This is a genomic window from Pseudomonas sp. BN414 (genome assembly GCF_029871275.1).
GTDB classification, from domain to species: Bacteria; Pseudomonadota; Gammaproteobacteria; order Pseudomonadales; family Pseudomonadaceae; genus Metapseudomonas; species Metapseudomonas resinovorans_C.
This window is the reverse complement of record NZ_SSOL01000066.1, coordinates 318,050-339,893: the sequence shown is the minus strand read 5'-3', so window position 1 is coordinate 339,893 and position 21,844 is coordinate 318,050. Positions and strand designations below refer to the sequence as shown.

The following is a 21,844-nucleotide window of genomic DNA, read 5'->3' as shown; positions in this document are numbered from 1 at the left end:
GGCGAGGGGTGACTCGCGCCGGCGGCTCCGTACTTCCCGGGGGCACCCTTCCTGTGGGGGCGAATTCATTCGCCAAGCAGGCCGAAGGGCTGCCCTGATACTCCGCGCTGCCGGTAACCACCCTCTCCCCCGGCCCCTCTCCCGCAGGGCGAGGGGTGACTCGCGCCAGCGGCTCCGTACTTCCCGGGGGCACCCTTCCTGTGGGGGCGATTTCAATCGCCAAGCAGACCGAAGGGCTGCCCTGATACTCCGCGCAGCCGGTAGTCACCCTCTTCCGAACGCGGCCCGCCCCGGCCCCGCGCAAGCGAGCCAATAGCCAACCTGAAGCAGCCAGCGGCCCGAAGTCGGCCCGCTACAGGGCCCCAACAGCAATGAACATTTTTGATTCGCATCAGGCCTGCAGCGGCTTCGAGAATCGATGCCGTGACTACTTCAACGGAGTGCCTGAAATGCTGGTCCTGTGTCGCAATGTCGGGGAATCCCTGGTCATCCAGAACACCTCGGATACCCTCACTCGCATCAAGGTCGTTCGCACCGAGCGGCCCATGGTCATCCTGAGCGTGGAAACCCGCACCCTGGATGGGAAGCTCAAGGAAGTGACCGAACTTCGCCTGCCGGAAAGCGCCTGACAGGGGCAGGCACCGGAGGGTGGCCAGCCATTGCCACCGCTCCGCGCACCAGGCGGGAGTTCAGCGGTTCAGGCAGCGGAAGTTGTCAATCTCGCGGGCGTAGTAGCAGATCGCGCCCTCCGGCGCCGGCAGGAATTCCAGCCGCATCGTCGCCCCCGTCGCCAGGCCGTACTGACGGCCGAACATCACATCGGGAATCTCACTCATCCGTTCCATGGGCCGGGCCCGACTGGTCTGGGCCTTCTGCAGGCGGACATCGATACTGCGGGGTCCGAAATGCAGGACATCCGCCACCAGCGACGCGTAATTGACCTCCGAAGCGACTCGTTCCATGGCAGCGAAGCTCATCTTTTCACCGATGATGAGCCGCTCTTCCAGGCGAATCCGCGCACCGTCGTTGAGCACGATGTCGCTGGTGCCGTGGTAGGAAACGCCGAGCCTGTAGGCGGGACGGTCGAACACCAGGCCGGCCACGGCCAGCAAGGCCAGCCCGCCGAGGATGAAGGCGTGTTTGTAGCGGCGCAGCATCATGGCCAGCCCCTCATGCAGCGACGGACCATTTCCAGTTGCAGGTTGGCCATCTTGTTGTCCTCGAGAAAGATCAGGTTCTCCGTGGTGCCATCGGTACGCACGCAGGCCAGGTCATAGAGGCGGTTCGAGCGGTTGATCCAGATATGTCCGGCAAGGCCTTCCTCGCGGGCATCCAGCGCCGGCTTGAAGGTCTCGCGAATCCTGGCGTTCTCCTCGGCGCTGTCGCCGATGAAGTGGTAGGTCATGGGACCGACCGCCACGTCTTCGATTACCAGCTCCGACGCGGCGTCATCGAAGACGCCCAGGCGATACAGCGCCACCAGCGCGAGCAGGCAGCACATCAATGCATAGGCAGGCACCAGCAGCTTCGGCGAGCGGAGCAGGTTCGCCAGCCGATGCCGTGGGGCGGTGAATGGAGAATCGGCGGTCGTCGGGGCCTGCTCCGCGTCCGCCCCGGCCACGACTTCGGCGACGCCCGGCGCGGGCGCCGATGCGGGCGGCGGCGTGGCTTCTTCGGCGACCTGTTGCGCGTTGAATCGATAACCCCGGCGCGGGACGGTCTGCAGCAACTCGTGGTCGGTGCCGTCTTCGATCAGGTTGCGCAGGGTGAATATCGCCTGGTTCAGACTTCCGGCGGCAACCACACGGTTATCCCAGGCGTATTCCATTATTTCGTTGCGACTGCGGGTTTCCCCCGGTTTATCCAGCAGAAGTTGCAACAAGCGGGACTCCGAATAGGAAAGTGTCACCGTGCGCGGCTCACCCACATTCGAACTTATATGCAACTGGTTGTTTGCGGCATCGAACAACACGGCGCCGCCACTCTTCAGGAAGAACTTGAACTGGTTTTTCATGAATCTTTTCTGAGCTTATTGATTTCATTAACCACAGGAATGATGCGGATTCTCTCGCACATCGACTCCCAGCTGCGCACCACACGGCACAAATAACGATTTTTGATTCTTGCTCTGGCCGCCCTTGGCCCACAGTGCATGGGCGCCGGAAAGGGCGCGAAAGCAAGGCTTCACGTGCTCTTTCATCCGGATGAACCGCTTGCGGCAAGCCGGACTGCCGTTCGTGCCTGCGACCACTCCCCGGTGCATCGAGCAGGCCGGCCGGCGCGACCCCAACAGGAATTCACATGCATATCAAAGAACTTTCCATCCTCTCGCTTTCGATGGCGCTGTGTGGCTGTTCGATGGCTCCCGCCATCGACACGACCGAACTATCGACGCGACCCGCCACTGCGCCGTTGCAAATCATTGAAAGAGACGAAGGCACCATTGCCTGGAAGAAATATCCAGCGCCACTTTCAAGCAAACACGACAAATCGATATACATCGACTTGCCCAAGTCACTCGCCAATAACGAGCAGGTTTTCAGCGAGTCCGATGCGGATATCAACAAACTGCTCCTCCACTTCCGTGGCCAGCTGGAACGGCAATTGTCCTCAGCCGGCTACCGCCTGGTGAACCGCCCCACACCGGGGGCCCTCTCCTTGCGTGTATCGATCGCCGATCTCCAGCGTAAGCCCCGTGATCCGAACGTCACGGAGTACATCCCGATCGGCATGCTGATCGGCCTCTCCCTGCACGTCACCGGCGTGCGCGATGAAACCCTCTATGTGTTCTTCGAAAGCGAAGTCCGCGACGGCACCAGCGGCGAAACCCTCGCTCGCGCCGTCGACCGCGCCAAGGGTCGCAACATCGGGCAATCCGACAAGCCCACGGTCGAGGACATCTACCCGGCCCTCGACGCGAGCGCATTACAGATTCGCGAACGCCTGGACAGAGAGTTCCGGCCAAAAGGATCGGCCTGATCCCCCGCTCCAATCCAACCAACCCCACAGGACAAATGATGAAATTCGGCAAACAACTGGCAGCCGCCCTCCTCACCTTCAGCTCCCTCAGCGCTCTCGCGGATGACCGCGGCCTGTACCTGGGCGGCGGCGTGACCCGGGTCGAAATCGACGAGCGCACCATCGGCGACGACGACAACAGCTACAAGGCCTACGTCGGCTACCGCTTCAACCCCTACCTGGCCGTGGAAGGCGCATGGGTCGACCTGGGCAGCTTCGAAGGCGAGCGCGCCGATTTCGACGGCCACTCCCTGCAGGCCGCCGCTCACTTCGGCGTTCCGGTGGGCGACCGCGTGCGCCTGTTCGCCAGTGCCGGCGTGCATGCATGGGAGGCCGACGACGACAGCGCCGGTGACAGCAGCGACCTGGACCTGACCTACGGTCTCGGCGTCGAAGTGGACGTGTTCCGCAACGTCGGCGTGCGCCTGGAACAGGAAGTCCTGAAGGTCGGTGATATCGAACTCGACCAGACCAGCGCCAGCGCCTACGTGCTCTTCTGATTCCCCGTGCGGCTCCTGCCTCGGCAGCGAGCCGCTCCTTCCCAGGGGCTGCATCTCAGCCCCTTTTTTCCAGCCTGCCGAACAGGCTTTCCGCCTGCATTTCCTCCCGCTCCTGGGCGAATCGGTAGGAGACGTAGTACTTGTACACATTGCTCACGTAATCGAGGGTTTCACGCCCCAGTTCCCTGGCCGCCATCCGCTCCACATGGCCGTACCAGCGATCCGGGTCGAGACCGCTTTCCCGCGCCATGCGCCTGATCTTCTGCAAATTGCCGGGCCCGGCGTTATAGGCCGCAAGCAGCAGGAACATACGGTTGTCCGGAGTCAGCGCCGGGTCGTCCAGGTAGGTGTCGGCGAGAAAACGCAGGTACTTGCTGGCAGCTTCGACGTTCCTTTCCGCACTGCTGCCTACGCCTGACACCCGCACATTCGGGTCCGCCGCAGTACTTGGCAGCACCTGCATCACCCCCACCGCGCCCTGGTTGCTGCGCGCACGCTGGTCGAACCGCGATTCGTGGAAGGCCTGGGCCATCAGCATCAGGGGGTCCAGGCCATGGCGCTCGGCGGACGCGATAAAGGCCCGATTGAGCCGGTGGAAACGACGCAGTTCGTCGGCTGAAGCCGGTTCATCGAGAAAGCGTCCGGCCTCCAGCCGCTCCTCCTTCCAGGCTCGTGCCGGGCGCCTGCCGCGCTGCTGATCACTGAAAAATTCCGCCAACACTTCACGCAGCTCGGGATTGCCGTCGCGCACGGCCCAGGCGTAGTGGCCACCCCAGGAGAACCGGAGGGGCTGGATCGCAAGGTTTTCCAGGGTCGGCTGCCAGGCTTTCGCCACGCGCCGGTCCACCACGGCTGCGGCGAGCGTCCCGGCATTCACCCGTCCCAGCAGCTCCTCGGGCTCGATGCCTTCGGCCTGGGGCAACAGATGAATCGGCGCCAGACCACGCTCGCTGAAGGTCCGGCTCAGTTCCACCAGTCCCCAGAAATCATGGCTCAGCGCGGGTACCGCGACCTCCTTGCCGGCCAGGTCATCGAGGCGCGCAAGCTTCGCGCCGAAGGGGCCGCTCACCAGCACCGGTTCGCTGCGGAACTCACCGGACGCCATGACCACCTGCCCACCGAAGCGTGCACGCTCGTCTGCCACCAAACCACCTGCGGCAATGTCACCGACGCCACGGATCAGGCTGGGCAGCAACTGATCGCGGCTTACCGGGATGAACATCACGTGCCAGCGCGGACCACCACTCCGGCGCGGGTATCGCTGATTGAGCCAGCGTTCGAACGCCAGTCCGGTTTCATGGCTGACGCCCTTCTGGCGGCCTTGCTCGATGTGGAAGAAGGTGCGGCTGTAGGGGACCAGGATGCGGATGGTGCGGCGCTCGCGAAGGCATTCGAAATCATAGGTTCGATTCGGCGGCGGCTCGGGTGCGAGCATCGGCGCTGCAATCGGCACGACGTTCTGCTGCACGGCGTGGGCCAGCGGCAGGACGCCCAGCAGCAGGCCGGCCGGCAGGGCGATCACGCCCGGGAACGAGCGCAGCGAGGTGCGCCCTGTACGAGTTGCCATGGGAGTTCCTGTATTCGGATTCAGATCCGCCCGCGAGCCGGATGACCGCAGCCCGGGGCGGTGAGGCGAGCCTCGGCGCCTGGCGGCTCAGTACCGCTGGGCGATGTAACGGAAGGGATAGTCGGGGGATTGATCGGTCCCGATCCTGCCTCGCTTGGGCAGCTTCGCTTCGCTTTCCTCGGGGACGTCCTCGTAGGGAATCTGGTCCAGGAGGTGCTGGATGACATTGAGGCGAACGCGGCGTTTGTCCTCCGAGCGGGCGATATGCCAGGGCGCCCACGAGGTATCGGTCGCCATGAACATTTCATCGCGCGCCCGGGTGTAGTCGTCCCAGCGCGTGAAGGACTTGATGTCCATCGGCGACAGCTTCCAGGTCTTGCGCCCGTCGCGGATGCGGTCCTCGAGCCGGCGCTCCTGCTCCTGCGGACTGACCTCCAGCCAGTACTTCAGCAGGATGATCCCCGACTCGACCACCGCGCGCTCGAACAGCGGCGTGAAGGCGAAGAACTTTTCGACCTCCTTGTCACTGCAGAAGCCCATGACCCGCTCGACGCCCGCGCGGTTGTACCAGCTCCTGTCGAAGATCACGACTTCGCCACCGGCCGGGAAGTGTCCGATGTAGCGCTGTACGTACATCTGCGACTTCTCCCGCTCCGTGGGCGTCGGCAACGCGACCGTGCGGAAGATGCGCGGGCTGGTGCGATCCGTGAGGGCCTTGATCACACCGCCCTTGCCGGCCCCATCACGGCCTTCGAAGACGACGCAGACCTTGATCCCTTCCTGCACCACCCAACGCTGCAGCTTCACCAGTTCGACATGCAACCTTTTCAGCTCCGCCTCGTACTGCTTGCGAGGCATCCTGAGCCCGTTGGCCAACTCCCTGGACTTGTCGGTTTTCCCGGTCATACATCCCTCTCTCTGTCAGACATGCGGATTCCGCGCAGCGAAATCCATGCAGTTGTCCAGACGCGCTCGGGTACTCCCTGTGACCGTCCCGCACCCGGCCGGCGGGAACGTCCCGCCAGTCCTTGAAACCGGAGGGCGACAACGCGTTGCGCCGCCCAAGCCGGATTTCCCGCAGCCAGAAAAAAATCACCTGCCCGTCGCCCCGGCACCCGCAAAGGTTCCGAGGCGAAAGGCAGGTGCAACGCTCAATGGAAGGGGAAGATGTAGTTCATCCAGGCCGCCATGCGCAGGAGGATCTTGCGCATCACTGCCACGTGGTGGAAATGCTCGCTGTAGAGTGCCGCCTGGCCGTAGGCGCCGCCAGGCATCAGGGACGCGTACTGGGCATAGTCCGGGTCGGTGATCTCGACGATCACCGGCACCCGGCCAGGGGGCGGCGTGCCGGTGAAGCTGAGCAGGTTGCCGGACGGCTGCACCTGCCCTTCGCCGATCACCGAAATCACCTGCTTCACCTTGCCCTTGAACACCTGGCCCGGGATGCCGTCGAACGCCACTTCGGCCTCGTCGCCGGGGGTCAGTCGCAACTGGCTGTTCTGGCGCATCCAGGCGGCGATGTAGTGGCCCTCGTCCGGGATGAACACCATGGACGGACGCAGCGGCAACCGCGTGGCCATCATGCCCGGGCGCAGCGACACATGGGTCACGAAGCCCTTGCTCGGCGCGCGCACCACCGTGTGGTCGAGGTCGAACTGGGCGATGTTCAGCTGCGCCTGCAGGTCATCCACCCGTGCGGTGGTGAGGTCCACGTCGCGGCGGTTGCCGACATTGCGGGCAGCCAGTTCACGGGCACGGGACTGGTCGGCACGGGCTGAAACCAGCTGCGCCTTGATGGACTTCACCTTGTTCTCGAACGGCGTCGGGTCAATGCGGAACAGCACATCGCCCTTCTCCAGCGGCTGGTTGGTCTTGACCGGAACCTCCACCACCTGGCCGCTGATCGTCGGAATCACCGGTGTCGACACGAAGTAGCTGCGCGCCACTTCCGAGTACGGGTGGTTGTAGTTCATCAGGAAGATCAAGGTCCCGATCAGCACCACGCCGCCCAGTGCGGCGGTGGGCACCGACCACTTGTTCAGCGGGATGCGGAAGATCTTGAAGATGGCAACGCAAATGGCCGTGTAGGTGAGGATCAACAGCAGGTCCATGTCAGGCCTCCTCTACCGCATGGGCAGAACGGGGCGCGCCCTGTCCTTCCAGGCGTTCCAGACGCCGGCGCATCTCGGCCAGTTGCTGCTCCAGTTCGGCCTTCGGTGTGCCGAAGCCCCAGCCGCGATCCTCGCGGTACAACATGGCCCAGATCCACAGGAACGGCCACAGCGCATGGAGGGTGAACAGGCTCACCCAGCCGGCGGCGTGGATCGCGTCCTGGTGCGGGTGGTTGCGCCGCTTGGAGATTTCGTAAGGGATGTCGTGGATCACGATGATGCCGTAGAACAGCACGATCACGACGAAGAACAGCACGCCAAGGGCGAAGTAATCGAGAATCCCGTCACTTACCATTTCATCACCTGGTTTTCGGGGGGAAGACGTCCGCATCCGGCCGGGTTGTGCAAGGCGCCGGAGATGTTGCGGATTCGAGGCCAGGCCGCTGTGCGCCAGTGTTTCCGGCGCACGCGAAAAGGAACCGGCCATCGACCGGCTCCCACCTGGGTATTTATCGGGGGAGGCCCGTCAGGGCCTGAAGTTGCGCGCGTCCCGCGCCCAGTCATCGAGCACGGGCTTGAGGTCGTCCAGTACGAGCGGAGTCTTGCGGTTTTCCAGGCTCAATCCCTTGCCCTTGCGCACCGTCCTGACGACAGGCTTGCCGCTGGCTGCATCCACCGCTTCCACTTCGGCGTAGATGGCCACTTCCTGGTCGCGCGCTCCCGCCGCCGTGGTGGTAGCAGCCGCCAGCAGAGCGATCGGGATGACCTCATAGACCTTCAGGTGCTCGTTGGAGATCGCCACGGCGGAGATGGACGGACGCACGATCAGGGTGTCCGCCTCCGGTGTGCCCACCAGGCGGGCCTTGCCGATCAGCTCGCGCTGCAGCGACATGCGCATGTAGGCGGCGATCTGGTCCATGGTCTGCTGGCTCATCTGGTCACTGGGGGCCTGGGTCGGATGGAACACCGGCTTTTCCACCAGGAGCGTGCCATAGCGCTTCGGATCGAAGTCCGGCGCGGTCCAGCGCAATACGGGCTCGCCGCTGGCGGACATGGTTTCTTCGAGCTTTGAATAATCCCCAAGGAAACCCGAGTACTCCTCGGGTTGGGTGATCTTGCTGGAACAGCCGCTGCCGAGCAGGACAACGCCTGCCAGCGCAAGGGTGCAAAGCGGTTTCGCCATGAATGACTCCAGGAGTTTGTCGGGGCGGACGCACACGCTTTCCACCCCTTGGAACCGGGTCGCAAAGCCTAGGGATAGCCGCCAACCGGCTCTTTGCATCTCACGACAAAAATTTCGCATTTGATGACAGCGTGACGCAGTTCCTTGCAACAAAACATGTCGATCCGCATCACCTCGTCGGAGACAGCGCGCGACTGAATACGAGCCGCGCTTTATCACTCCCCGCGATAAAGGCATGCCAAGTCATTCCTTTCATTCATCAGCAGGACGTGTTGAGCTCGGCTGGCGAGAAATTTGTGCGGAATTCGACGACCGTCAGTTCGCCGACGACCCGCTACCTGCTAAAACAAACAACGAGCCCTATTGCAGTTCACTTATGGCCGGCAGCATTCCAGAAACCACTTTCACGCCCTACCCGCCCCTGCTCGAGCAGCCGGTCCAGCTCACTCGCGCGGAACTGCTCGCTTCCCTGGAAAACACCATGGCGCGCCATCGCGGCGGGCCGGTCTGGCTGTTTGCCTATGGCTCGCTGATCTGGCGACCGGAATGTCCTGCGGTGGAGTCCCGCCGCGCGCGTATCCACGGCTATCACCGCGGCCTCTACCTCTGGTCGCTGATCCATCGCGGCACGCCGGAAACGCCGGGGCTGGTGCTGGGCCTGGACCGTGGCGGCTCCTGCGCGGGCTTCGCCTATCGCCTTCCGGAAGAGCAACTGCAGGAGCACCTGTTCGCCCTCTGGCAGCGGGAAATGCCCGACGCCGCCTACCAACCGAAATGGCTCAACTGCCAGTTGGAGGGCGGGCCCCAGGTGCAGGCCCTTGGCTTCGTGTTGCGCCGTGACTTCGCCTGTTATGCCGGCGCCCTGCCGGACCACGTGCTGCGCCAGGTGTTCGACGGCGCGAGCGGCCACTACGGCAGCACGCGGGACTACGTGGAGAAAACCGCGAGCACCCTCCGCGCCCACGCCATGCCCGACCGCAAGCTGGAAGAAGCGCTGGTGCGTTGCTGCAAGCAGGGTGCGCTGAGTTTCAGTTGATCACTGCGGAGTCGAATTCCTCGCCTGCGATCGCTGCCTGGCGGCTCCGATTCCTTACTGACAACCCGAAAAATCACACAATACGCTAGCCTTGAACCCCTACAAGGCGCGTGCGTAGCGTTCTGAACCCCGCAGCAACTACGAGCGCCCCGCGTATGACTTCGCACCGCTTTCCCACCCTGGAAGACTTCCCCGTCGACGTTCTGGATGTGCGCGCCGACGCCAGCCCCGAGGCTTGCCACCGGCTGGGCGACTACCGGCTGGTGCAAGTCTGCCGCCTGATCGAACGCCTGCGTCTTGAACAGGGATCAGGCACCGCCGGCCGCCTGCGCCAGGAAGCCCTGCTTTCGGGAATGGAAGCGCTGCTGATGGACGCACACATGATGTATGCGCGGGCCCAGGGCGCGACGTAGAAAGTCCTTCCTACAGAAACAGCCGCTCACTCTGGATGACTTTCCGCTGACGATCAGGTGGGCGGCTGAACCGCTTTTGGTCCCCCGGCGCGGCGTAGAAACTCAGCCGTTCAATCAACCCCAACTTCGACCACATCCCCCTGCAACCTGACTGGCCATACCCGCAGCTTCTGTTCCGGATACTCCAGGCAAGAACCGTCCTCCAGACGGTAGTGCTGCTTGTAGAGCGGCGAGGCGATCACCAGATCACCGCCGAGGTGGCCGATGATGCCGCGGCCGATTACGTTGGCATTAGCCATTGGGTCGTGGTTCTGCACCGCGAACAACTGCTCACCCTCCTCGCCCTTCAGGTAGAACAGCGCTACCTGGATGTTGCTCACCCGGGCCACCACGCCCGAGTTGGGCACCAGATCCTCCCGGCGGCAGACGGTTTGCCAACGGCCCCGGACTTCATTGCGTTGCAGGCTTGCTTCGATCATCAGACCACCTCCTCGGCTACTGGGATCAAGGTGAGCTCGGCCGCCCGCGCCGGACGGATCTGCCCACGTTCTTTGACGAAATGGATGTCCGGGTCGCCGCTCGCGTCGTTGACGAAGGTGCGGAAGCGCTTGAGCTTCTCCGGGTCGTTGATGGCGTTGGCCCACTCGCACTCGTAACGGTCCACCACCAGTTGCATCTGTGCTTCCAGCTCCGCCCCCAGGCCCAGGCTGTCGTCGATGATCACCGCCTTGAGGTAGTCCAGGCCGCCGTCCAGGCTCTCGCGCCAGACCGAGGTGCGCTGCAGCTTGTCGGCGGTGCGGATGTAGAACATCAGGAAGCGGTCGATGTAGCGGATCAGGGTTTCGTCATCGAGATCGGTGGCGAACAGCTCGGCGTGGCGCGGGCGCATGCCGCCGTTTCCGCTGACATAGAGGTTCCAGCCCTTTTCGGTGGCGATCACACCCACGTCCTTGCTCTGCGCCTCGGCGCATTCACGGGTGCAGCCGGAGACGGCGAACTTCAGCTTGTGCGGGGAACGCAGGCCCTTGTAGCGGTGCTCGATATCCAGGGCCATCTTCACGCTGTCCTGCACGCCGTAGCGGCACCAGGTGCTGCCGACGCAGGACTTCACGGTACGGGTCGACTTGCCGTAGGCGTGGCCGGTCTCGAAGCCGGCGGCGATCAGCTCCGCCCAGATATCCGGCAGCTCGTGGAGTTGGGCGCCGAACAGGTCGATGCGCTGGCCGCCGGTGATCTTGGTGTAGAGGCCATACTTCTTCGCCACTTCGCCGATGGCGATCAGACCTTCCGGGGTGATCTCGCCACCGGGGATGCGCGGCACCACCGAGTAGGTGCCGTTCTTCTGCATGTTGGCCATGAAGGTGTCGTTGGTGTCCTGCAGCGGCACCAGCCAGGGGTCCTGGATCGGCCGGTTCCAGCAGGACGCGAGGATGGAGCCGATGGCCGGCTTGCAGATCTCGCAGCCCACGTGACCACGGCCATGCTTGGCGAGCATTTCCTCGAAGGTCTCGATGCCTTCCACCCGCACCAGTGCATAGAGCTCCTGACGGGTGTAGGCGAAGTGCTCGCAGAGGCTCTTGTCCACCGCCACGCCACGGGCCGACAGCTCGTGCTCCACCACCTGCTTGAGCAGCGCCGCGCAACCGCCGCAGCCGGTGGCCGCCTTGGTGCAGGTCTTGACCCCGGCGACGTCGGTGCAGCCGCCGTCGATGGCGGAGCAGATCGCGCCCTTGCTGACGTTGTGGCAGGAACAGATGGTGGCGGTGGCCGGCAGCGCGTCCGCGCCCAGGGCCGGAGCGCCCTCGCCCGCCGGCAGGATCAGGCTGGACGGGTCGGCCGGCAGCGCAATGCCGTTCTGCACGTATTGCAGCAGCGTGTCGTAGTAGCTGTTGTCGCCGACCAGTACGGCACCCAGGGCCTGCTTGCCGTCGGCCGAAACCACCAGGCGGCGATAGCTGGAAGTAGCTTCGTCGATGAAGCGGTAGCTGCGCGCGCCAGGCAACGCACCGTGGGCATCGCCGATCGAGCCCACATCCACGCCCAACAGCTTCAGCTTGGTGGACATGTCGGCGCCGATGAAGGGATCGGCGTCTTCACCGCAGAGCTGCGTGGCGACGCTGCGGGCCATCTGGTAGCCGGGGGCGACCAGGCCGAAGATGCTGCCGTTCCAGGCGGCGCACTCACCGATGGCGTAGATGTCCGCATCGGAGGTCAGGCATTGGCCATCGATGGCCACGCCGCCGCGCGCGCCCAGTTCGAGGCCGCACTGGCGGGCGAGGGCATCCTGCGGGCGGATACCGGCGGAGAAGACGATCAGGTCGGTTTCCAGGAAATCCTCGCCAGCGAAGTTCATCCGATAGCGATAGTCCTCGCCGGCGCTGATGGACTGGGTGGCCTTGGAGAGGTGCACACCCACGCCGAGCGCTTCGATACGCGCCTTGAGGGCCGCACCGCCGAGGTCGTCGAGTTGGACCGGCATCAGGCGCGGGGCGAACTCCACCACGTGGGCGTCGAGCCCCAGGGACTTCAGCGCGTTGGCCGCTTCCAGGCCCAGCAGACCGCCGCCCACCACCACGCCACGACGTGCCTGGGCGGCAGCCGCGCGAATGGTGTCGAGATCCGCCAGGGTGCGGTAGACCAGGCGCGAGTCACCTTCGGCGCCTTCAATAGGAGGCACGAAAGGATAAGAACCGGTGGCCAGCACCAGCTTGTCGTAGGCCAGGCTACCGTTGGCGGTCATCACTTCGCGCCGCTCGCGGTCGATGCCCAGCACGGGCACGCCCAGGTGCAGGGTCACGCCCGGCGTCTGATAGAGGCTGGCCTCGCTCAGGGCCAGGGATTCGGCATCGCGGCCCGTGAAGTATTCGGAGAGGTGCACGCGGTCATAGGCACGCAGCGGCTCTTCGCTGAAGACTTCGATGCGGTAGCGATCCAGGGCGCCGCGCTCGATCAATTGCTCGACGCAATGATGGCCGACCATGCCATTGCCAATGACGATCAGCGTTTGCACATCAGTGGAAGCGACGTTGGAATTCATAGGTAGCACCCGGCCCAAGCCAATCACGTTTTCTGGGGGCAAAAAAAAGCGCCTGGGACTTCTCGTCCCAGGCGCCTTTGCCTGTTCGTTCATGGGTGTAGTCGGGCCGCACTGCCTGATACACCTGTCAACCCGGGGGAGTGATCGCCTTTGATCTGCCGGGCCGCCCTCCGCATTGTTCGCGGTGGGCCTGGTCCTGCCTATGCAGTGGCTGTGCCAGATTGCCGAATCGCGTTTTGCGCTCCCTTGCCAACGCCAGCAACGGCGCGGCCTCCAGCAGGTCCGGCAGCTGCCTCGAGCGTTGCCACCGGCGAATCCCGCTAGCATCCGGACAAGAACCAAAACGGTGCGAATGCAGCTTCCGCGCCCCATCCTGAAGCTCATCCAGCACGTTGCGAATCAAGCGGGAAATTACCCGCAAGCACCGTCCCGCCAAGCCTTCACGCGCATCGCTGGAGACTTGGCATGTGCCTTGCGATAGCACCGCCAAGGCAATCAATGCCGATTGCCCTACCCCACGACAAAGGCGCCGTGTCTCCCCCGTTCCGACGGAGGGTGGCATGGCGCTTTTTCGTTTCCGCGGCAGGAACCGGTTATGGCGAACAAGACAGTGCGAAGCGTGTGTCCCTATTGCGGCGTCGGCTGCGGCATCGTCATGGAAGTCGCGGACAACCGCGTGATCAGGGTGACGGGCGACAAGGATCATCCGAGCAACTTCGGCCGCCTCTGCACCAAGGGCAATACCTGCGCCCAGCCGCTCGCCGATTCCGGCCGCATGGAGCACGCCTACCTGCGCCACGAACGCAGCCGCGACCCGGTGCGCACCAGCATCGACCAGGCCATCGACGACACCGCGCGACGCCTCCGCACCCTGCTCGATAGCCATGGCCCGGACGCCATCTCCCTCTATGTATCCGGGCAGATGTCGCTGGAAGCGCAGTACCTGGCCAACAAGCTGGCCAAGGGATTCATCCGCACCCGTCACATCGAATCCAACTCCCGGCTGTGCATGGCCAGCGCGGGCAGCGGCTACAAGCTCTCCCTGGGTTCGGATGGTCCGCCCGGCTCCTATCAGGATTTCGACAAGGCCGACCTGTTCCTGGTGACGGGCGCCAACATGGCCGACTGCCACCCGATCCTGTTCCTGCGCATGATGGACAGGGTCAAGGCCGGGGCGAAGCTGATCGTGGTCGACCCACGCCGCACTGCCACCGCCGACAAGGCCAGCCTCTATCTGCCCATCAGGCCGGGCACCGACCTCGCCTTGCTCAACGGCCTGCTGCACCTGCTACATCGCAACGGCCAGACCGACCCCGACTTCATCGCCGCCCACACAACAGGCTGGGAAGCCATGCCGGCTTTCCTCGAGGACTACGCACCGGAACGCGTCGCCGCCATCACCGGACTGCCTGAAGCGGATATCCACAAGGCCGCCCAATGGATCGGCGAAGCACCGGAGTGGATGAGCTGCTGGACCATGGGCCTCAACCAGAGCACCCACGGCACCTGGAACACCAACGCCCTGTGCAACCTGCACCTGGCCACCGGCGCCATCTGCCGGCCGGGCAGCGGCCCCTTCTCCCTCACCGGCCAGCCCAACGCCATGGGCGGACGCGAAATGGGCTACATGGGCCCCGGCCTGCCCGGCCAGCGCTCGCTGCTGGTGGCGGACGATCGCGCCTTCATCGAAGACCTGTGGCAACTCCCACGCGGGCACCTGCGCCAGGATGGCGGCAACGGCACCGTCGCCATGTTCGAGGCCATGCGTGACGGGGACATCAAGGCCTGCTGGATCATCTGCACCAATCCGGTGGCCACCGTGCCGAATCGCCGCCATGCCGTCGAGGGGCTGCAGGCCGCCGAACTGGTGATCACCCAGGACGCGTTCCTCGACACCGAGACCAACCGCTACGCCGATATCCTCCTGCCCGGCGCGCTGTGGGCCGAGTCGGAAGGCGTGATGATCAATTCCGAACGTAATCTCACCCTCACCCGCAAGGCCGTGGACGCCCCCGGCGACAGCCTGCCGGACTGGCAGATCATCGCCCGCGTGGCCTGTGCGATGGGGTTTGCCGACGCCTTCGGCTACAGCTCCGCAGGGGAAGTGTTCGACGAGATCAAGCGAGCCTGGAACCCCAAGACCGGCTACGACATCCGCGGCGCCAGCTTCGAGCTACTGCGCCAGGGGCCGCTGCAATGGCCCTGCGCACCGGGCAGTGAAGCCAACGCGCGCAACCCCATTCGCTACCTCAACGACGGCGTCAGCCAGGCGCTCAAGCTGAACGCCGACGGCACCCGCCCGACCATTGCCTTCGCCACCGCTGACGGCAAGGGGGTGTTCTTTCCCCGTCCGCACATGGAACCGGCGGACCTGCCCGACGATGCCTTCCCGCTGGTGCTCAACACCGGCCGCGTGCAGCACCAGTGGCACACCCTGACCAAGACCGGCAAGGTGGCCACCCTGAACAAGCTCAACCCTGGCGCCTTCCTGGAAATTCACCCGAACGATGCCAGCCGTCTGGGCATCGTCGACAAGGGCCCGGTTGAAGTGCGCTCGCGGCGTGGTCGCGCCATCTTGCCGGCAGTGGTCACCGACCGCGTGCAGCCGGGCAACTGCTTCGCGCCTTTCCACTGGAACGACCGTTACGGCGACGACCTGGCGATCAACGCCGTAACCAGCGACGCCATCGACCCTATTTCGCTGCAGCCGGAATTCAAGTACAGCGCCGTCGCCCTGGCGCCCGTCACGCCGGCCAGCCCCCAGCTCATCCCCTTGCTAGAAGTCGAGTCGGTCGCGGCCAGCGCCGCCGCCGGTTTCTCGGAGGAACTCGCCGACATGCCGATCAACGCCTTCGCCCGCCTGCTGAATCTCGAAGACAGTGCCGACCTCAGCCTGGCGCCCACCGAGCAGCGCTACCTGCAGGGTTACCTGCTCGGCCTGCGCAGTGAAGAGAGCCGCAAGCAAGGTGGCGTCCCTACCTTGCCGGCCAGCGCGCCCCTGGCTGCGGATACCCGCCTTCTGCTGGACGGCATCCTCGCAGGGCTGTTCTCCCGCAGTTGGGAGTCACCTGCGACGCAACCAGCGCCCGCTACCGTTGTGGATAACCCTTTGCTGGTGCTCTGGTGTTCGCAAACCGGCAATGCCGAGAGCTTCGCCTCCGTCTGTGCGGAACGGCTCAAGGCTGAAGGTCGCGCCGCGACGGTGCGCTCGATGGACGCCATCCAGCCCGCCGAACTGGCCAGCGCCGGCACCGTGCTGGTGATTGCCAGCACCTTTGGCGATGGCGATCCGTCTGACAACGGCGCATCACTCTGGAGCGCCCTGAACGCGGAAAACGCGCCCTCGCTGACCGGGCTGGACTTCGCCGTGCTCGCCATGGGCGACTCCAACTACGATCAGTTCTGCGGCTTCGGCCGCCGGCTCGACGCCCGCTTCGAAGCCCTCGGCGCCCGTCGCCTGGTGCCGCGCGTGGACTGCGAACCGGATTACGAGGAACCGGCGCGCGCCTGGCTGGCCAACGTCCTGGGGGCCCTGGCCGGTGCCGTGGTGGAGCAACCGGTTCTGGAGACCGTTGGAGCTCCCGTCGAGGACGCAGAGATTCCGGCCTACAGCCGCCAACGCCCTCTCGCCAGCCGCCTGCTGCGCAACCCCGTGCTGAATGCGCCGGGTTCGAGCAAGGAGACCCGGCAGATTGTCCTCGACCTCAAGGGCAGCGGGCTGAGCTATCAGGCTGGGGATGCGCTGGGCGTGTGGCCCAGCAACTGTCCGTCGCTGGTGAATGAGGTCCTGACTGCCCTGGACCTCGACGGCAATCATTCGGTTGAAGTGAGAGACCAGGGCGTCCTGCCACTCTCCCATGCGCTGGGCCGGCATTTCGAGATCGCCAAGGTCACACCCGATGTGCTGCGCTTCGTCGCAGAGCGCACCGGCAGTGCGGAGCTCCAGCGCCTGCTGGAGCCGGCGAACAAGGCGGAACTGGGCGACTGGCTCTGGGGCAGGCAACTGCCCGACCTGCTGCGTGCATTCCCGATCCGCGCCAGCGCAGAGGAACTGCTGGGCTGCCTCAAGCGCCTGCAACCGCGCCTTTATTCCATCGCCTCCAGCCCCCTGGCTACGCCGGACGAAGTCCACCTGACCGTTTCCACCGTGCGCTATCGGTGCGAGGAACGTGATCGAGACGGCGTCTGCTCGGCCTTCCTTGCCGACCGCGCCGGCCAGGGCGATGTGCCGATCTTCATCCAGAAGTCCGCCCACTTCCGCGTGCCGTCCGACCCGCAGCGGCCAATGATCATGGTCGGCCCGGGCACTGGCATCGCCCCCTTCCGCGCCTTCCTCCAGGAGCGCGAAGCTTCCGGCGCCAAGGGCCGCAACTGGCTGTTCTTCGGCGAGCAGCGGGAAGCGACCGACTTCTACTACCGCGACGAGTTGCACGCCTGGCAGGCCAGCGGCCACCTGCATCGCCTGGACACCGCCTTCTCCCGCGACCAGTCCGAGAAGGTGTACGTGCAGCAGCGCATGCTCGAACAAGGTGCCGAGCTTTGGCGCTGGCTGGAGGATGGTGCGCACTTCTACGTCTGCGGCGACGCCGGCCGCATGGCCAGGGATGTGGATTCCGCGCTCAAGGCAGTGGTGCGCGAGCATGGCGGGCTCAGTGCAGTTGATGCGGAGGCCTACGTCGGCAGGTTGGCGCAGGAGAAGCGCTACGTGAGGGATGTCTACTGAGAGACAGGCCGCATGCCGCATTTGTAGGAGCGAGCTTGCTCGCGAACAGTCCGAGCGCGCGCTCTTTCGCGAGCAAGCTCGCTCCTACAGCTCTTGCGACGTTCAGATTGCCAGCCGGTAACGCAGCACATAAGATGCAAATCTTTCTCAAATGCATCCGAATCCCAAACCCGGCGTATCCCTGTGATGTCGACCCCTTCCTACCAGCGGCAAGTCGAGCTGTATTACCGCGAGAATCACGGATGGATTCGCGCATGGCTCAACCGCAAGCTTGGCAACGCCAGCGATGCGGCGGATCTGGCACATGATGTTTTCGTGCGCCTGCTGAGCAAGCCGCGCACCTTCGACAACGAGAGCCATGCCCGCGCCTATCTCAGCGGCATGTCGCGCAATGTCTGCGTGGATTTCTGGCGCCGCCGCCAGGTGGAGCAGGCCTGGCTGGAGGTGCTGGCCACCCGACCGGAAGCCTTCGCACCCTCCGAGGAGCATCGCCTGCTGGTGCTCGAAGCCCTGCAGCAGGTGCACGCGATGCTCTGCCGTTTGCCGACGAAGGTGGCCGAGGCCTTCCTTCTGGCCCAGCTTCACGGCCTGGGCTACAAGGACATCGCCCAGCGCCTGGGGGTTTCCGAGCGGAGCGTGACGCGCTACATCGCCGATGCCATGTTCCAGTGCCTGCTGCTGGAAGCGGAGCTCGACGAGGCGCTGGCCTGACACCATGAGTGCAATCAAGCCCGATCACGCCGTCCTGCAACAGGCCGCTCACTGGTATGCGCGCCTGCACGCCGATCCCGGCGACCTCCAGACTCACCGGGAATGGCAGCACTGGCATGGCCAGTGCGACCAGCACCGCCAGGCCTGGCACTACGTCGAGCGGGTCGGCCAACGCTTCGAGCCGCTTCACGCGGACGGCGAAGGTGCCTTGCAGGCGCTGCGCGGTGCCCGTCGCCCGACGTCACGTCGGCAGGTGCTACGCGGTTTGGCAACTATCTCCGGCGTCGCCCTGCTGGGCTGGTTGGGTTGGCGCCATGGCGGCCTGCCCGACCTACTGGCTGCCTGGCGCGCGGACTACCACTGCGCCGTCGGCGAGGTCAGCGAACTGCGTCTGGCCGACGGCACCCGCCTCTGGCTGAACAGCGGTTCCGCGCTGGACGTGGACTATCGCGACGACCTGCGCCTGCTGAAACTGATCCAGGGCGAGGTCCTGATCGAGACCGCCAGCGACCCGCGCCCGCTGCTGGTGGAAACGGTGGAGGGCCGACTGCGCCCCCTGGGCACCCGCTTCAGCGTGTTGCAACGGGAAGGTCGCACCGAACTCAGCGTCTACCAGGGCGCCGTGGAGGCCCGCAACCAGGCTGGTGACGCCAGGGCGGTGGCTCGCGCCGGCGAGCAATTACACCTGGGCCGCCAAGGGATCAGCGCCGTTTTGCCGGTGAACCCGGCGCGACAGAGTTGGAGCAAGGGCGTTCTGCTGGCCGACAACATTCCGCTCTCGGCATTCGTCGAAGAGCTCTCGCGCTACCGCCATGGCCACCTGGTCGTGGCGCCGGAAGTCGCCGACTTGCGGGTGGTGGGCAGCTTCCCGCTGCATGACGGCGAGCAGGCCCTGGCGATGCTGGAAGGCGTGCTGCCGATTCGTATCAACCGTCCGCTGCCCTGGTGGATCAGCCTGGAACCCCGCTGATCCCAGGCATCATCAACAATATTTCTCATTCGCATGTCCGGTTTTCGCGAGCCATCCGAACTAGCTGGTGACAACGGCGTTCAGCCTTCACGACTCCACAGGATTTTCAGCATGTCACCACGCTTCTCCGCTCGCCCGCTGGCGCTCGCCATCGGCCTGGCCGTTTCCAGCGCCCCGTCCTTCCTGGCCAGCTCCACAGTCCTCGCCGCCGAGCAGCAAGTACAGAGCTTCGACATCCCTGCCGGACCGCTGGCGACCCAGCTTGGCCTGTTCGCGGCGCAGACGGGCATTCTGCTGGCCGGAGATGGTGCGCTGACTGCGGGCAAGACCAGCCAGCCCCTGCGCGGTAACTACAGCCCGGACCAGGCGCTGCAAATCCTCCTCGGCGGCAACTCCCTGGTAGCCGTGCCTACCGGCAGCGGGCATTACGAGCTGCAACCGGCACCGGACGCCGGCATGGCGCTGGAGCTGACCACGCTGAGCATTTCCGGCAAGGCTCCGGGCTCCACCACCGAAGGCAGCGGTTCCTACACCACCTATTCCTCCAGCAGCTCCACGCGGCTCAACCTCACCCCCAAGGAAACCCCGCAAGCGGTCACCGTGCTGACGCGCCAGCGCATCGAGGACCAGAAGCTCACCAACCTCACCGAAGCCATGGAGGCCACGTCCGGCATCACCGTGGTTCGCAACGGACTCGGCGCCGACTCGGACGCCTACTGGTCGCGCGGCTTCCAGATCAACAACTTCGAGGTGGACGGCGTGCCGACCTCGCCGCGCCTGGATAACTACACCCAGAGCACCGCCATCTACGACCGCATCGAAGTGGTACGCGGCGCCACCGGCCTGATCAGCGGCATGGGCAACCCCGCCGCCACCGTCAACCTGATCCGCAAGCGCCCGACCTTCGATCCGCAGATCAGCCTCACCGCCGAAGCCGGCAGTTGGGACCGTTACGGCAGTGGCGTGGATGTTTCCGGCTCGCTCACCGACAGCGGCAACGTGCGCGGCCGGATGGTGCTCGACTACAAGGACCAGAACGCCTGGATCGACCGTTTCGAGCAGCAGATCGGCCTGGTCTATGGCATCACCGAACTCGACCTGACCGAATCCACCCTGCTCACCGTCGGCTTCAGCTACCTGAAGACCAATACCGACTCGCCCATGCGCGGCGGCTTCCCGATGTTCTTCAGCAACGGCCAGAAGACCAACATGCCGCGCTCGGCCAACACGGCGCCGGACTGGTCCTATTACGACCGTGAGCAGACCAACGTCTTCGCGTCTATCGAGCAGCAGTTCGAGAATGGTTGGAGCGGCAAGGTCGAAGTCGGCCATACCGAGAACAAGTACGACGCTGTCGTCAGCTACCTGTCCGGGGACATCGACCCGGCCACCGGTGCTGGCGCCAGTCTCATGCCCACCAAGTGGGGCGGCTCGCCCACCCAGGACAACCTGGATGTCTATGCGACCGGGCCCTTCAGCCTGTTCGGCCGTGAGCACGAGTTGATCACCGGCGTCACCCTGTCCCAACTCCGCGAAATGGACAGCCCGGATTACGGTGGCTGGCTCGGTTCGTGGTCGACGCCCCCCTACGACGGCACCATCGACAGCATCTACAACTGGGGTGGGGAGGCTAACGTACCGGCATTCAGCAAGGTCGGTGAGAGCGACATGAAGGAAGACCAGTACGCGGCTTACCTGACTACCCGACTGCACCTGACCGACAGCACCAGCCTGATCCTCGGCAGCCGCGTGATCGACTGGAAGCGCACCACTGAGTCCACCACGTTCCCCGATACCACCAGCAAGACCAGTGAGAAGGAAACCGGCGTCACCATTCCCTATGCGGGCGTGGTCCAGGACCTGAACGAAAACTGGTCGGTGTATGCCAGCTACACCAAGATCTTCAACCCGCAGGGCTTCTGGGTCCGGGATGCCGACAACGGCACCCTGCCACCGGAGGAAGGCACCGGCTACGAAGTCGGGGTGAAAGGCAGCTTCTTCGAGGAACGCCTCAACTCCAGCCTGTCGCTGTTCAAGACCAAGCAGGAAAACCTGGCGATCTGGGACGGCGTTGCCGCCTACACCTCCGAGGAAAGCGCCACCAGCAAAGGCGTTGAACTGGAGCTCAACGGTGAGCTGCAGGAAGGCTGGCAGGTCTCCGCCGGCTACGCCTACAACATCACCGAAGGCGCCGACGGCGACCGCATCCGCACCTTCGTGCCGCGCCACAACGTCAAGGCCTTCACCTCCTACCGCCTGCCCGGAGCCCTGGACAAGCTGACCGTCGGTGGCGGCTTCAACTGGCAGAGCAAGTACGGTGACGACCTGCACGTCTTCGCCCAGGACAGCTACGCCGTCGCCAACCTGATGGCCCGCTACGACGTCAGCGAAAACCTCACTGCGTCGGTCAACCTGAACAACGTGTTCGACAAGGAGTACTTCAGCAGCGCGAACAGCACCGGCGTGTACGGCGCCCCGCGCAACTTCATGACGACGCTGAAGTACAGCTACTGAGGCGTCTGGCTCACCACCGAACGTGTAGGAGCGAGCTTGCTCGCGAACCTTCGGAGCCCGA

The 21,844-nt window shown here is 64.7% G+C and carries 18 protein-coding genes; 9 read left to right on the top strand and 9 right to left on the bottom strand.

The features are described 5' to 3' along the window. The first annotated feature begins 449 nt into the window (after nucleotides 1–449). Complete coding sequence (locus tag E8E95_RS15870; protein ID WP_158713834.1) at nucleotides 450–629, top strand: hypothetical protein; 180 nt, start codon at nucleotides 450–452, stop codon at nucleotides 627–629. Between the two features lie 60 nt (nucleotides 630–689). Here the strand turns inward: E8E95_RS15870 and E8E95_RS15865 are convergent, their stop codons facing one another. Further along, nucleotides 690–1,160 carry a hypothetical protein gene (locus E8E95_RS15865; RefSeq protein ID WP_179060737.1) on the bottom strand — a complete coding sequence of 157 codons (471 nt, stop codon included), beginning with the start codon at nucleotides 1,158–1,160 and terminating at the stop codon, nucleotides 690–692. Further along, nucleotides 1,157–2,014 carry a winged helix-turn-helix domain-containing protein gene (locus tag E8E95_RS15860; RefSeq protein ID WP_280351723.1) on the bottom strand — a complete coding sequence of 286 codons (858 nt, stop codon included), beginning with the start codon at nucleotides 2,012–2,014 and terminating at the stop codon, nucleotides 1,157–1,159. Before E8E95_RS15860 ends, E8E95_RS15865 begins: the two co-directional genes overlap by 4 nt. 287 nt (nucleotides 2,015–2,301) lie before the next feature. Between E8E95_RS15860 and E8E95_RS15855 the strand changes: the two genes are divergently transcribed. Beyond that, nucleotides 2,302–2,979 carry a DUF3313 domain-containing protein gene (locus E8E95_RS15855; RefSeq protein WP_280351721.1) on the top strand — a complete coding sequence of 226 codons (678 nt, stop codon included), beginning with the start codon at nucleotides 2,302–2,304 and terminating at the stop codon, nucleotides 2,977–2,979. Nucleotides 2,980–3,017: 38 nt separating this feature from the next. Next, the gene (locus E8E95_RS15850) at nucleotides 3,018–3,518 is read left to right on the top strand and encodes an outer membrane beta-barrel protein (protein ID WP_280351719.1); all 501 of its coding nucleotides are present in this window, start codon (nucleotides 3,018–3,020) and stop codon (nucleotides 3,516–3,518) included. A gap of 55 nt (nucleotides 3,519–3,573) precedes the next feature. On the opposite strand, the gene E8E95_RS15845 is transcribed toward E8E95_RS15850, so the two are convergent. From E8E95_RS15845 to E8E95_RS15825, 5 genes are all read right to left on the bottom strand, one after another. Continuing rightward, nucleotides 3,574–5,085, bottom strand: coding sequence for a transglycosylase SLT domain-containing protein (locus E8E95_RS15845; RefSeq protein WP_280351716.1), 1,512 nt, complete (start codon nucleotides 5,083–5,085; stop codon nucleotides 3,574–3,576). Nucleotides 5,086–5,172: 87 nt separating this feature from the next. Then, on the bottom strand, nucleotides 5,173–5,943 hold the full coding sequence (gene ppk2, locus E8E95_RS15840) for a polyphosphate kinase 2 (protein WP_280351759.1): 771 nt from the start codon (nucleotides 5,941–5,943) through the stop codon (nucleotides 5,173–5,175). Nucleotides 5,944–6,236: 293 nt separating this feature from the next. Beyond that, a complete protein-coding gene (locus tag E8E95_RS15835; protein WP_280351714.1) occupies nucleotides 6,237–7,196 on the bottom strand; it encodes a biotin/lipoyl-binding protein in 960 nt (319 codons plus the stop codon). A 1-nt stretch (nucleotide 7,197) separates the two neighbouring features. Beyond that, a complete protein-coding gene (locus tag E8E95_RS15830) occupies nucleotides 7,198–7,536 on the bottom strand; it encodes a DUF3302 domain-containing protein (RefSeq protein WP_280351757.1) in 339 nt (112 codons plus the stop codon). 186 nt (nucleotides 7,537–7,722) lie between these two features. After that, a complete protein-coding gene (locus tag E8E95_RS15825) occupies nucleotides 7,723–8,379 on the bottom strand; it encodes a DUF3313 domain-containing protein (RefSeq protein WP_280351712.1) in 657 nt (218 codons plus the stop codon). Between the two features lie 376 nt (nucleotides 8,380–8,755). On the opposite strand from E8E95_RS15825, the gene E8E95_RS15820 reads away from it, so the two are divergent. Both E8E95_RS15820 and E8E95_RS15815 read left to right on the top strand, forming a co-directional pair. Continuing rightward, a complete protein-coding gene (locus tag E8E95_RS15820; protein ID WP_280351710.1) occupies nucleotides 8,756–9,415 on the top strand; it encodes a gamma-glutamylcyclotransferase in 660 nt (219 codons plus the stop codon). 155 nt (nucleotides 9,416–9,570) lie between these two features. Further along, nucleotides 9,571–9,828, top strand: coding sequence for a hypothetical protein (locus tag E8E95_RS15815; protein ID WP_280351708.1), 258 nt, complete (start codon nucleotides 9,571–9,573; stop codon nucleotides 9,826–9,828). A 110-nt stretch (nucleotides 9,829–9,938) separates the two neighbouring features. Here the strand turns inward: E8E95_RS15815 and nirD are convergent, their stop codons facing one another. Both nirD and nirB read right to left on the bottom strand, forming a co-directional pair. Next, a complete protein-coding gene (nirD, locus tag E8E95_RS15810) occupies nucleotides 9,939–10,307 on the bottom strand; it encodes a nitrite reductase small subunit NirD (protein ID WP_280351705.1) in 369 nt (122 codons plus the stop codon). Further along, a complete protein-coding gene (gene nirB, locus E8E95_RS15805; RefSeq protein WP_280351703.1) occupies nucleotides 10,307–12,865 on the bottom strand; it encodes a nitrite reductase large subunit NirB in 2,559 nt (852 codons plus the stop codon). Before nirB ends, nirD begins: the two co-directional genes overlap by 1 nt. 595 nt (nucleotides 12,866–13,460) lie before the next feature. Between nirB and E8E95_RS15800 the strand changes: the two genes are divergently transcribed. From E8E95_RS15800 to E8E95_RS15785, 4 genes are all read left to right on the top strand, one after another. Then, nucleotides 13,461–17,588 carry a sulfite reductase subunit alpha gene (locus tag E8E95_RS15800; protein WP_280351701.1) on the top strand — a complete coding sequence of 1,376 codons (4,128 nt, stop codon included), beginning with the start codon at nucleotides 13,461–13,463 and terminating at the stop codon, nucleotides 17,586–17,588. 186 nt (nucleotides 17,589–17,774) lie between these two features. Beyond that, complete coding sequence (locus tag E8E95_RS15795; protein ID WP_280351699.1) at nucleotides 17,775–18,299, top strand: sigma-70 family RNA polymerase sigma factor; 525 nt, start codon at nucleotides 17,775–17,777, stop codon at nucleotides 18,297–18,299. A gap of 4 nt (nucleotides 18,300–18,303) precedes the next feature. After that, nucleotides 18,304–19,269 carry a FecR domain-containing protein gene (locus E8E95_RS15790; RefSeq protein ID WP_280351697.1) on the top strand — a complete coding sequence of 322 codons (966 nt, stop codon included), beginning with the start codon at nucleotides 18,304–18,306 and terminating at the stop codon, nucleotides 19,267–19,269. A 111-nt stretch (nucleotides 19,270–19,380) separates the two neighbouring features. Then, the gene (locus tag E8E95_RS15785; protein WP_280351695.1) at nucleotides 19,381–21,783 is read left to right on the top strand and encodes a TonB-dependent siderophore receptor; all 2,403 of its coding nucleotides are present in this window, start codon (nucleotides 19,381–19,383) and stop codon (nucleotides 21,781–21,783) included. Nucleotides 21,784–21,844: the final 61 nt, after the last annotated feature.